Consider the following 12,688-nt stretch of genomic DNA (forward strand, 5'->3'; position numbering starts at 1 on the left):
CGGCCGCCGACGTTAAGTTGACAGTTCTGGCCCGCTTGCTCCGCCCTACCACTTTAGACCACAAATACATCCCCCACTGTGAGGGCGGGCTTGCCGGTGAGGATGGCGATCTGGACCTGGTCGCTATTGTCGCCGCCGCTGGCATCGAACCACAGGGCTCCGGTCGCCGTGTCGTAGAGCAGGGTCGGCCGGGCGTCGGCCGCGACCGGCGCAACGCCCGAGACGAAGCCGAGGTCGGCGATCGTCGTCACCCCGAACCCAGCGGCCCGAAGCTGGATGTGATCCACACCAGAGACGAAGTCGGTGATCCGGTCGACGCCTTGGCTGGTCAGCCCGCTATCGAAATAGAACAGATCGGCTCCCCCGCCGCCGGTCAGGATGTCGGCGCCGCCCTGCCCGCCCAGAATGTCGTTGCCCGCGCCGCCGACGAGGCTGTCGGCGCCGGCTGCGCCGAACACCGACGAGCCGGCCGCATTGGCGTAGCCCTGGAAGGCCTCGGTCCCGATGAACTGCAGAACCTCAGTGTTGTCGGCCGCCCGCGCGCTGGCCAGCGTGGTCAGCACCCGATCGACGCCCTGCCCCGCCAGCTCCACCACGGTGTCGGAGGCGTGGTCGGTGAAGTAGACATCGTCACCCAGGCCGCCGACGAGTCGGTCGGCGCCGGCCTTGCCGTCGAGGGTGTCGTTGCCGGCCCCGCCGGTCACAACATTGGCCAGCACGTTTCCGAAGCCCTGGAAGTTGCCTACGCCCGTATAGGCCAGGTTCTCGACATTGGATCCCAGCACGAAGGCCGCGATCGCCGTCTTGACCGTGTCCAGACCCTCGCCTGCCGCCTCGACGATCACGTCGGCCAAATTGTCGACGATGTAGGTGTCATTGCCCGCCAGCCCGACCATCCGGTCTGCCCCCGCCCCGCCGTCGAGCTGGTCGATCCCTACGCTGCCGGTGATCACGTTGGCCAGGTCATTGCCCGTACCCTTGAACGCAGCCGTACCGGTATAGGTCAGGATCTCGAGGTTGGCGCCTAGAACATAGACCGGCGCCGTGGTCTTGACGGTATCGAAGCCCTCTCCAACCAGTTCGGTGATCACGTCAGCGGGAGAGTCCGCGAAGTAGGTGTCATTGCCGGCGCCGCCGATCATGGTGTCAGCCCCTGCCTTGCCATCAAGGGTGTTGATCCCGGCATTGCCGACCAGCATTTGGGCAAATTCATTGCCCGTCAGGTTCAGGTTCAGGGCTCCGTCGGCCTCAAGTCGCTCAACTGAGACGCCCGCCGCCAGGACATAGCTGACCGTGGTGATGGCCCTGTCCGTCCCGGAACCGTTGCCTTCGACGATCACGTCCTGGCTATTGTCGAGGCGGTAAAGGTCGTTGCCCGCCCCACCGATCAGGGTGTCACGGCCGACGCCCCCGTCCAGGGTGTCGGCCCCTCCGCCGCCGTTCAGGCTGTCATTGGTCGCAGCCCCCGTCAGGCTGTCGGCAAACGTCGAGCCGAACAGCGCCTCGATGGAGCGCAGGGTATCGATCCCGTCACCGCCGGTGTTCTGGGCAGTCGTCAGGGCCAGGGACACGGTCACGCCGGCCGCAGCACCGGCATAGGAGGCGGTATCGATGCCGCCGCCGCCGTCCAGGCTGTCGTCGCCCAGCCCGCCCAGCAGGGTGTCATCGCCCGTACCACCTGCCAGCGTGTCTGCCCCCTCCCGGCCAGCCAGTACATTAGCCAAGCTGTCGCCGGTAAAGGTGTCGGCCGCGGTACCGCCGGAGATGTTCTCGATCCCGACCTGGTTCAGTCGACCAAAGCCGATCGACAGGAAGCTTCCCTTCACATTCAGATTGACCGTCAGCCCCGTCGTGATCAGGCCCAGTTCCAGCGTGTCGATACCGCTCCCGCCATCCACAACCGTGTCGGTGATCGTGGGTAGGTCGGATCCCGTGCCGTAGCCATACTGGATGACATCGTCGCCATCACCGCCGTAGGCCTTGTCCAGGCCGACGGCGACATGCAGGCGGTCATTGCCGGCTTCGCCATAGAGCAGGTCATCGCCGAGCCCGCCGCTCAGAGTGTCGGCGCCGTCGCCGCCCAACAAGGCGTCAGGCCCGGCGCCGCCCTTCACGAGGTCCGCACCGCCCAGACCCTTGGCGTCGATGCTCTCGATGGAAACCAGGCCCGAGGCGTCGAAAACGTCAGCGCCGCTGGTCCCGGTGTAGTGGATCGTGTGGGGCGCAAGGCCTGTGCGAGACAAGTCGCCGGCCACTGTGACGCGCGAGCCGTTCAGCACCAAGTCCTCGACCCCGGAAATGGTCAGGTCGGTGGCGCCGTCACCGTCCAGATCAACCAGGATCTTCAGACCGTCGGGGCTGACCCTGAACGCGGCAGGCGTCAGGGCCGGCTGGTTGATCTGCAACACATCAAGGCCCGCACCGCCGACCACGGTTTGCACTGGACCGGCGGGATCATGGACCACGGTTCCGCCACTGGCCCCGAAGCTGTAAATCACGCCCGGAGCAGCAATCGTCTGATCGCTGAACTTCAACCACTCGACGCTTGAAAGCGTATCGGTCCCGCTCGGCGATCCGGCCCTCAGGTCGGTGACCGTGACGATCGCGCCCACACGACTGACCGTGTAGTCGGCCCGTGCGCCGTCATAGACGGCGGTGTCGGTGCCTATTCCACCGTCTATCTGGTCATCGCCCGCCCCGCCGACAAAATCGTCGTCGCCGCCGTTGCCCGTCAGGAAGTCGCGGCCTTGACTGCCGATCACGCTATCGCTTCCCGAGACGCCCCAGTATTCGACGCGGTCAGCGGCGCCCCAATCGGCGAAACTCCAGCCGGACAGGTCCAGGTGTTGACCGGATGATCCCAGGATCTGGATAGTATCGGAGACTACAGAGCCGAAGACCGCAAGGTCATGGCTAAGGCCCGTGGCCGCCTGGGTCGCCGACAGAGTGACCCGCAGGCTCGTCTGCCCCTCAAGCTCCTCAAGGGAAAGTGCTTCGATGCTGACAACCGTTCCGGTGAACAGGTCGGCGTCGCCATTGACCGCGAGCGTGTCAAACCCTGCGCCGCCATCGGCCAGCTCGCCGCTGACAAGTTGGAATCCGAAAATCTCGATAAGGTCGTCGCCCTCGTCGCCATAGAGCTGATCCAGCCCCCCGCCGCCGTCGATGACGTCATTGCCGCCGCCGCCGTGGATCAGGTCGCCGCCGCCTGAGGCGTCTTCCTCGCCGCCGACATAGCGGTCGCCGTCGATGATGTCGTTCTGGCTGGAGCCGGTGATGGTGTCGGCGCCGATCGAGCCGAGCACCGTGATGGCGTCGCCGACCTCCTCGTCCTCGTCGAAGAATGTCCATTGGCTGAAGGTCAGGCCTGACAGGTCCAGCGCGCCCGGCGTGGACACGTCGAACGCGATGATATTGTCCTGGGTGTCGCCGGTGACGACCAAGGCGGTCGCGAGCCCCGGGCCAAGCTGGCTAGCTGAAAACAGCGCCGTGCCGCGCGCCGTGGCCTGGAAGGTCAGCGCCTCGAGGCTAGATAGGCTGCCCCCCCGGAAGTCGGAGATGAGGCCCGCCAGCAGATCAAGATCGAAGCCGAAGGGGGGCGCGTTGGTCCCGTCGGTGACCACCAGGGTGTCATATCCCGCGCCGCCGTCGTAGGTTTCCCCGGTTTCTGGCTTAGTGGCGACCAGACGGTCATTGTCCGCGCCGCCGAGCAGGGTGTCCCGGCCGGCTCCGCCGTCTACGAGGTCATCCCCGTCGCCGCCACGCAGCAGGTCGCTACCCAATCCACCAGTCAGACTGTCTTTGCCGCCGAGACCGTCGAGTATATTGTCGCCGTCCGCTCCGACGACCAGGTTCGCCAGGCCATTGCCGATTCCTCTAAAATTCGCGATGTCGGGCGTGGAGACGAGGTTCTCGACATTGGACGCAAGAGTGTAGACGGCAAGGTTCGCGCGGACGGTGTCGCTACCGCCCGCCATGTCCGCCTCGACGACCACGTCTCCGGCATGATCGACAAAATAGACGTCGTCTCCACCGCCGCCTGTGAGGGTGTCGGCGCCGGCCTTGCCATCTAAGACATCGCCCCCGGCCCCACCGGTGATGGAATTTGACCGCGAATTGCCGTTCCCAAAAAAGTTCGATGCGCCCCCGTAGAAGAGAGCCTCGACGTTCTCGGACAGGGTGTAGGTCGCGAGGCTCGTGGCAACGGTGTCAAAGCCTTCGTCGCTCGCCTCGCGGACCTCCACGCCTTCGACATGGACCACATAAATGTCCGATCCACCGCCACCGGCGACCAGTCGGACATTACTGCCGCCCGAGATGGTGTCATCTCCACTGCTGCCCACGATCTCATGGAATAGCCCGAATAGACGGTCGAGCCCGCCGTATCCGTCTGAAGCGAAGCCAGCGCCGACATCAATGTAAGCGCCGGTGGGAGAGCTTGAGTAGTCGAGAATGTTGATGCCAGCCCCGCCCTCGAGCCAATCATCGCCTGCGTCGCTGAAGAAGGTGTTTCGCTGGAAGAAGTAACCGCCGCCACCGTAGAGCCGGTCGTTCCCGGCGCCGCCATAGAACAAATCGTCACCGTCGCCGCCCGTGAGCGTGTCATCGCCGTCGTCACCCGACAGAATGTCACCGCCGAGGCCCGCGTTGAGGATGTCATCGCCTGAGCCGCCCGATAGAAAGTTGCGGCTCTTTCCACTGTCCGTGTCGAATATGTCGCCGCCGGTTAGAGTATCGTTGCCGGCGCCGCCGAATAGGGTGTCGGCTCCACCGTTGCCGTAGAGCTTGTCATTCCCTTCCTCACCGCCGAGGTTGTCCGCACCATCACCGCCGCTCAAGGAGTCAAAGCCTTCCTGGCCGTAAACCACGTCGTCGCCGGCTCCGCCGTAGAGGCTGTCGTCGCCCGCGTTCCCGTTGAGCTGGTCGTTACCGGATTCGCCGCCGAGGATGTCGCTATCAGATCCGCCGTTCAGCGTGTCGGCGTCGTCCCCGCCATAGACTCTGTCCTCGCCGGGGCCGCCATAGAGGGTGTCGGCGCCGGCGCCCCCGTGTAAATCATCATTCCCATCATCGCCGCCGATGATGTCCTCGCCGTCGCCCCCGCTGAGTGAATCATCGCCCTCCTGTCCGTAGACCACGTCGTCTCCGGCGTCGCCGTAGAGGGTGTCGTCGCCCGTGTCTCCGTATAAGTGGTCGTTGTCCTGGGCACCACGCAGAGTGTCGTCGCCCGCGCCGCCGTGGAGTGTGTCCGCGCCGCTGTCGCCATCGAGAGTGTCATTGCCGTCCTCACCGCCGAGGTCGTCCGCGCCGTCGCCGCCGCTCAGTAAATCATCGCCCTCCTGTCCGTAGACCACGTCCTCGCCGGCACCACCGTATAGGCTGTCGTCGCCCTCATTTCCATTGAGCTGGTCGTTACCAGTGTCACCGAACAAATGGTCGTTATCTTGGGCGCCGTTCAGGGTATCGGCACCGGTGCCGCCGTAGAGGGTGTCAGCACCAGCATCGCCGTAGAGCTTATCATTCCCGTCGTCGCCGCCAATGGTGTCTGCGCCCTCTCCACCACTCAGAGAGTCATCGCCCTCTTGGCCGTAGACGCCGTCGTCGCCGACACCGCCGTAAAGGTTGTCGGCGCCGTCATTGCCGTTGAGCTGATCGTTTCCGGAATCGCCGCCCAGCGTGTCACGGCCACCGCCGCCGTTCAGTGTGTCGTTGCCGTCCCCGCCAAACACTTCGTCGGCACCATCGCCCTCGCCGCCAAAGGCTAGGTCATCACCGATGTCTCCAAACAGGAAGTCGTTTCCGGCGCCGCCGTTGAGGTCGTCATCCCCCGCCCCACCATTCAGCGTGTCACGGCCGCCGTCCTCACCCCCGTAGAGAAGGTCGTCCCCGCTGGCGCCGAACAGGTTGTCGTCGCCCGTGCCGCCATTAAGCGTGTCGGAGCCGACATTGCCGTTGATCTGGTCGTTCCCACCGGCACCGAACAGGTTGTCATCGCCACCGAGGCCGTCGATCAGGTCGGTGCCCGGACCACCCGAATAGTTATTGTTACCATTATCCAGATTCACGGTGCCGCCCAATCCAAGCAAAGATGCTGTCAGTCTAACGCTAACAAGTCTCCACTAGCCAAGGAGCCGAGGCCGTTTAGGCAGGCTGAGTCTAAAGCTGCTTTCTTTGAAGCGCCACCGGTTTGAGGCGCTCATCAAACGACCGGTAGTGCCTGCTGCCCGCGACCCATACGTCGCCGGCCCGCGAATGACCCCAGTGGTGCTGTCAGTCTAACGCTAACTTGTCTCCACTCCCGGCCTTATGGGGTTCGCGTTCGGAGATGGTTCGTGCAGCTCTCATTCAAGCGCCACCGGTTTCCAGCTGAGGTCATAAGACACGCTGTCTGGCTGTATTTCCGTTTCACCCTGAGCTTTCGCGATGTCGAGGAGATGATGGCCCAGCGAGGCGTCGACGTCAGCTATGAGACCATTCGCTGCTGGACCATCAAGTTTGGTCCTCAGATCGCCAGGAATCTCAAGCGCAAACGCCCTGCCCCGTCGCCGCGCTGGCATCTGGATGAGGTCGTCTGTTTCATTGGCGGCAAGCGGATGTACCTCTGGCGTGCCGTGGATGACGAAGGCGAGGTCCTCGACGTCGTCGTTCAGAAGCGGCGCGACACCGAGGCCGCACTGAAACTTCTAAGACGCCTGCTGCGCAATCAGCCCGTGGAGCCAGAAGCGATCACCACTGACGGGCTGAGGTCTTACGGCGCAGCGCTCAAGGAACTGGGCCTGGAGGACCTTCACCGGCCAGGACGACTTCGAGAAAACAACAGAGCAGAGAACTCACACCTGCCGATCCGCCGACGGGAGCGGAAGATGCAGCTCTTCAAGTCTCAGCCTTCCGCCCAACGTTTTCTCACCACCCACGCGAGCGTCTACAACACCTTCTACACCCAACGCCACCTGATCAGCCGATCCACCCTTCGCACCTTCCGCGCCGCGGCTAACGACGCCTGGCGCGAAGCGACCGCCGCCGCCTAACCAGGGCTCGCGCAGAAACAGCTGCAGCCGCCCGCGTTAAGTTGACAGTACTCGGCAGCTCGACCGGCAGACCGATGGCTAACACGATAAACTCTAAGCAGGATTGGCCTGTAGTTCCTCGTTTAACTCATAGACTAAAGCGCGCGCGTCCGCATCAATTCCAGTGAGAGCATCCAGGTCAATGGATGAGCAAGGTGGATGGGGGCGCAATCTCATCTCGCGGATAGGCATGAACATCTCTTGGCCATTTGGCGCGATCGCGGTCACCGTGACTTGTGTCATGTACAGCACCAAGGGACGGGCGTGCTTTCCAGCAAACAGGTTGATCCAATCCTGGTCCGCCGTCCCCTCCCGCACGGAATCAATGATGCGTCCGGTCTCCGCACGCAGCGCCGCCTTAGCCGCCGCCACCGTAGGGAACGGAGACAGCGCCTCAAGGGCAAGCCGATCGACAGCATTCTTCAAGTTGATCAGAACAATGCCAGGGCGGTTTGCTCGCTCAATCTGCTTGACCGCTCCTTCAATATTCCCCCAGATCGACCTAGGCTTGTCAGTGAAGGGTGTCTTCACCGCGATTGCCCACTCCCGCCCACGATGCTCCAATAGGAGATCAGGGTTCTTGCCGTTGGCACTTGCGACAGGGTCCTCCAGTTCAACCGTCATTCCCGCGTTGATAGCAAGCGCACCGACGTACAGCTCGCTCGTCTTGTTGGCCGCTGCGTCGTCATAGGCGCTCCAGGCGTTCATACGAACGCTACCTTCCAGCATCGCGGCGATGTGAGGCTCTAGAGATCCAGATTCGGCCGCGCCTAGCGCTCGATTGAGCTTGTCGGCCATGTCGCCTAGACCAGCCAGCGCAGCGCCTGCAAGCAACGTGTCGGCCGGCGAGGTGATGGGGCGCTCAGCTACAAAGGTTGAATAGTAGAGAGCGGCGAACGCACGCGTAGAATCGGCCGAGAAAGCCGAGTCCGACGGCACCTTAAGGCCTGACTTATTCATCCGCGTTTCGAACGTCCGGAGCGCGTTATCGAAAAACGAAAACGGAACGATTTCATCTCTGGGGTGCATAGGCACATCGCTTAACGAGCCTGCCTCTTCCTGTCGAGGCTGGGAGCGGTGGCGTGCTTCCTGTGACTACAGCGTACTTCTGGATACAATTTCGCGAAAGAGCGTAGGGGGAAGAACGATGGCCGAAGCACTGAAGATTAACTGGAGCCGAGAGGAGACGCTTATCGCGCTCGACTTCTACCTTCGCCACAAAGGGAAGATTCAAAAGGAAGGACCCGACGTGCGCCGCCTCTCGCATCAATTGCGGGCGTTGGCCGTCACCAAAGGGGTCAAGCTGACGCCCAAGCATCGGAACGCCGCAGGCGTTTATATGAAGCTGATGAACCTCAGGGCGGCTGACCCAACGCTGAACGTGAAGGGCTTGCCCCATGGCGCTGCTATCGAAGAGCAGGCGTGGAGCGAATTCGGCGGCCGGCCCAAGGAGCTGTCGCGCCATGTCGATGCCATTTTGAGGGCGCTTTCATCGCGGCCGCAGCTGCCGGCGGTCGAGGGAAAGATTGCCCTACGGCAGGCCCGCAAAGACTGGGAGCGCACTTTTTCGGAAGGCACCACCCATATCGGCCAAGCCAACGGGAACGTATTCTGGTCCGAAGATCAGCATTATTGGACTAACTTTAAGAAAGAACAACCCAACGCCTCTCGATTCGTTACATTTCTTGGCGTTGTGCAATCAAGCTTCCACGAGAATACTCTGGTGGAGATCAATCTTCCCTATCAAGGAAACGAACAGAACATCCAAGGCGCGGTTGCCATCGACGATGACGGAAATCGTTGGATCTTACATCAGGGGCGGTTGCATCCGGGTGGGCGACGTATTTCCTCTGAAGAGTTCGCGCTCGTCGCTGGCGACAGCGCCCAGGTACTCGTGCAGTTTAAGAACGGCGACCAACGCCCGTATTTTCAAGTCGCCAACATCGACGCGGCACCGGCTGTTATGCGTGCTCAATTGGGCGACTTCCTGCGCCTGTGTGAGCGGATCCGTGTCCACTACACGCGCGGCAGCGCCTTGGCGGAAGCGATAGCTGATGTTGAGCGGAAGGAGCGCGGCCTCTTCCCGGAAACCAGCGGGACCTATGAACGAGCAGGTCAAGAAGCGGGAACGGGTGAGCGATCACATGGCGCGGTCTTTGCGGCTCTCGTCGCCTCCCTGCGCGCCCTGGGCATGAGCGTTGCCAATGAGCGTATCGGCCGTTACGGACCAGATCTGTATACGGATTGCGATACTCCAAAACTCTTCGAGATCAAAACAAGCCCTGCCCCTGCCGCAGTCCAACAGGGGGTGGGACAGCTCTACCTTTACGAAAAGATTCTAGGGCGTCGTCACCTCAAGATATTGGTGCTGCCAGAGCGTCCTTCGCAGACGCTCGAAAAATGCCTCGCTGACCTGGGGATAGGGCTCCTCGAATATAAGCGCCGAGCAAAAACGATCTCCTTCGATGACGACGATCTCCGTAGCGCTATCTCCGCAGCGAGCGCCGAATGATTGGTTCGAGGCTCCAATGGTCATCGAAACGCGAGAAGCGGGCGAGGGTTAGAGCCGAGAGACCGACATTTCCGCGAGGGTCACGCCGGGGGCGGCTGTCGCGGCCGCCAGAATTCGGCTGATCGTTGGCTGGCTGGCCCGGTAGAGCCGGGCCATCTGCGCGGCGGTCTTGCGACCCGAAACCACGTTCTCGACGACGTCGCCGCATTGGGCCGGCGACAGCTTTGGCCGCCATCGGTGCTGTCAGTCTAACGCTAACTTGTCTCCACTTCCGGCCTCAAGGGGGCTCGAGTTCGGAGATGGTTCGTGCAGCTCTCATTCAAGCGCCACCGGTTTCCAGCGGAGGTCATAAGGCACGCCGTTTGGCTGTATTTTCGTTTCACCCTGAGCTTTCGCGACGTCGAGGAGATGATGGCCCAGCGTGGCGTCGACGTCAGCTATGAGACCATCCGCTGCTGGACGATCAAGTTTGGTCCGCAGATCGCCAGGAATCTCAAGCGTAAACGCCCTGCCCCGTCGCCGCGATGGCATCTGGATGAGGTCGTCTGCTCCATTGGGGGCAAGCGGATGTATCTCTGGCGCGCCGTGGATGACGAAGGCGAGGTGCTCGACGTGGTCGTTCAGAAGCGGCGCGACACCGAGGCCGCGCTGAAACTTCTAAGACGCCTGCTGCGCAACCAGCCCGTGGAGCCGGAAGCGATCACCACTGACGGGCTGAGGTCCTACGGCGCGGCGCTCAAAAAACTTGGCCTGGAGGACATTCATCGGCCAGGCCGGCTTCGAGAAAACAACAGAGCCGAAAACTCCCACCTGCCGATCCGCCGACGGGAGCGGAAGATGCAGCTCTTCAAGTCCCAGCCTTCCGCCCAACGTTTTCTCACCACCCACGCCAGCGTCTACAACACCTTCTACATCCAACGTCACCTGATCGGCCGATCAACCCTGCGCATCTTCCGCGTCGCGGCTAACGACGCCTGGCGCGAAGCGACCGCCTCCGCCTGACGAGACCTCGGCCAGAGATAGCTTCAGCCGTCGGCTTTAAGTTGACAGTGCTCGACAAACTGGCGTCGTACCGCGCAGCGATGAAGGTGCTCGGGCTGCATGAGCGTCATCATCCCGGCGGGATGCGCCAGAACAATCGCGCCGAAAACTCCCATCTGGTCATCCGACGACGAGAACGAAAGCAGCAGAAGTTCAAATCCCAGGGCTCAGCCCAACGCTTCCTCGCCAGCCACGGACCAATCTACAACGCCTTCAACCTCCAGGCTCACTTGATCTCCAGGCCCGGGCTCAGAACCCTCCGGGCCAAGGCGGAGCTCGCCTGGGCGGCGGCCACCGCCGCGGCCTGGCTATCCCCTCCCCTGCGCTTCTCGCGGCCGATGACGGTTAACTTGTCAGTTCCTCGGCATCGGGTTGATGATTGGGCAAGCCGAGCTTATGAAGGTGAACAAAGATAGAATCTCCATCCGCTAGCTAAGACGAGAGACATGGCTCGATCCAGTCCGCCCGTAACCGCACCGTCAAAAAAGCTAAGCAACGATGAGATTTCAGCAGGCATAAATCGTCTAAAAAAGCGCATCGAGGAGCTTCGCGGCATCGATGTTTCGCTAATTGACGAATGGAAGCCTAGCTCACTTGTCTCACTTGAGAAATCAATTGAGCAAACTCTCGATAGAGTTTTCGGAATCAACACCAACGATTACAATCGTTACGTCGCAGCTGCGTCCCTGACTTATAGCGAATCCTTCGGATTCTTCGTTATCGGCGGTCCTCCCACGCCCCAAACGCCGATTAGTGCCGTAAGGCAGGCAATCTCCAGCTATGTTGAAAGAGCGATCACGCTGCTGACGCAAGCCGTCGAGGGCCTAGGCGAAGACCTCGCCGATTTGGCTCCCACCGCAAAGCCCCTGGCGGTGGAAAATCGGGCTGCTAAGCTCTCCATGAAAGTCTTCATCGTGCATGGACACGCAGACGGCGCACGGGAAACGGTGGCCCGCTTTCTCCAGCATATGGGCTTTCAGGCCATCATTCTTCACGAACAATCCAACAGCGGTCGCACAGTGATCGAGAAGATAGAGCACCATGGCGATGTAGGTTTCGCAGTGGTCCTACTCACGCCAGACGATATCGGCGGTAAACAAGGGGAAGATCAATTTCCCCGGGCTCGTCAAAATGTCATCCTTGAGCTTGGCTATTTCGTTGGACGACTCGGGCGTGACAAGGTTTGTGCGCTGAAGTCAGGCGAGCTAGAAGTACCCTCGGATTTCGGGGGTGTTGTTTATCAATCGATGGACAACGGTGGCGGATGGAAAATCGCGCTGGCTCGCGAGTTGAAGGCGGCAGGCTACGCGATTGACTGGGAGCGAATGGCCGACGCCTAGTGCGAGCTGGCTCACGAAGCTTGTGGTAGCTGCGCGTCGGGTAATCCGAACATCGCCCGTAGAGTACGTATGATTCCTACAACGCCGCCAAGGTCAGCGAGTACGGCATGACGCTGTACGAGCTGATGCAGTTCGCGTTTTCCTGTCTTCGTTAGCTCATGGTGCGTCCGACCGCCGCGAGTGTCTCGCCGGAGGACATCGGCAGGCCGTTGCTTAGCGAGTTCGGCCAACAAGCCCGCAGACAGAACGTCTTCGACCTCCCAATCGAGACCTCCGAACGGTAGGTTTGCCAAATTGCTAGCCGCCCGGAGCTGTTGCGGATCGGCGCCCGTAATGACAGGCATTACAGGGCGGAGTCGGACAATGTCGCGAAACTCCAATACGCCTCTATCAATATTCGCAATGTCGGTGATGACTTTGCGTCCCGCATGGTCGTCGTCGACCACACCGATCACCCGGTACATAGGATCACCGCGAGCATCGAGAATGCTCGCCGCCATGGATCGCAGAGTAATCAATTCACGACCCACGCCGAAAGTGCCACCGAGATCTCTTTCTCCCGCCGCCACGATGGAAATCTCCTGCCCAAGCAATTCGACCTGGACGCGGTTTGCAAAGTAACTCGCTAACTCGAAAAGCGCCTCGTCAGTGGAACCTTCAACGACAACTATATTGCGCTTTAGGGTCCATCCTTTCGAAGCTGCGTAAGCTGTGATCGCGTCCATCTG

The 12,688-nt window shown here is 61.5% G+C and carries 8 protein-coding genes; 5 read left to right on the forward strand and 3 right to left on the reverse strand.

From position 1 onward, the window contains the following. Window positions 1–53 precede the first annotated feature (53 nt). The gene (locus ACW179_RS17335; protein WP_492060703.1) at window positions 54–6,065 is read right to left on the reverse strand and encodes a hypothetical protein; all 6,012 of its coding nucleotides are present in this window, start codon (window positions 6,063–6,065) and stop codon (window positions 54–56) included. A gap of 267 nt (window positions 6,066–6,332) precedes the next feature. On the opposite strand from ACW179_RS17335, the gene ACW179_RS17340 reads away from it, so the two are divergent. Continuing rightward, window positions 6,333–7,028, forward strand: a complete 696-nt coding sequence (locus tag ACW179_RS17340) for an IS6 family transposase (RefSeq protein ID WP_492060704.1) — start codon at window positions 6,333–6,335, stop codon at window positions 7,026–7,028. A gap of 93 nt (window positions 7,029–7,121) precedes the next feature. Here ACW179_RS17340 and ACW179_RS17345 read toward each other — a convergent pair whose 3' ends face one another. Further along, the gene (locus tag ACW179_RS17345; protein WP_492060705.1) at window positions 7,122–8,096 is read right to left on the reverse strand and encodes a hypothetical protein; all 975 of its coding nucleotides are present in this window, start codon (window positions 8,094–8,096) and stop codon (window positions 7,122–7,124) included. A gap of 118 nt (window positions 8,097–8,214) precedes the next feature. Between ACW179_RS17345 and ACW179_RS17350 the strand changes: the two genes are divergently transcribed. The 4 genes from ACW179_RS17350 to ACW179_RS17365 all read left to right on the forward strand — a co-directional run bounded on the left by ACW179_RS17350 (window position 8,215) and on the right by ACW179_RS17365 (window position 11,960). Continuing rightward, window positions 8,215–9,579, forward strand: a complete 1,365-nt coding sequence (locus tag ACW179_RS17350; protein WP_492060706.1) for a hypothetical protein — start codon at window positions 8,215–8,217, stop codon at window positions 9,577–9,579. 306 nt (window positions 9,580–9,885) lie between these two features. Continuing rightward, window positions 9,886–10,581: an IS6 family transposase gene (locus tag ACW179_RS17355; RefSeq protein ID WP_492060707.1), complete on the forward strand. Its 696-nt coding sequence runs from the start codon at window positions 9,886–9,888 to the stop codon at window positions 10,579–10,581. 47 nt (window positions 10,582–10,628) lie between these two features. Continuing rightward, window positions 10,629–11,036: a DDE-type integrase/transposase/recombinase gene (locus ACW179_RS17360; RefSeq protein ID WP_492060708.1), complete on the forward strand. Its 408-nt coding sequence runs from the start codon at window positions 10,629–10,631 to the stop codon at window positions 11,034–11,036. Window positions 11,037–11,066: 30 nt separating this feature from the next. Next, window positions 11,067–11,960: a TIR domain-containing protein gene (locus ACW179_RS17365; RefSeq protein WP_492060709.1), complete on the forward strand. Its 894-nt coding sequence runs from the start codon at window positions 11,067–11,069 to the stop codon at window positions 11,958–11,960. 11 nt (window positions 11,961–11,971) lie between these two features. Here the strand turns inward: ACW179_RS17365 and ACW179_RS17370 are convergent, their stop codons facing one another. Next, window positions 11,972–12,685: a hypothetical protein gene (locus tag ACW179_RS17370; RefSeq protein ID WP_492060710.1), complete on the reverse strand. Its 714-nt coding sequence runs from the start codon at window positions 12,683–12,685 to the stop codon at window positions 11,972–11,974. Between the last annotated feature and the right edge of the window lie 3 nt (window positions 12,686–12,688).

It is taken from the genome of Caulobacter sp. AVps18 (genome assembly GCF_058681425.1).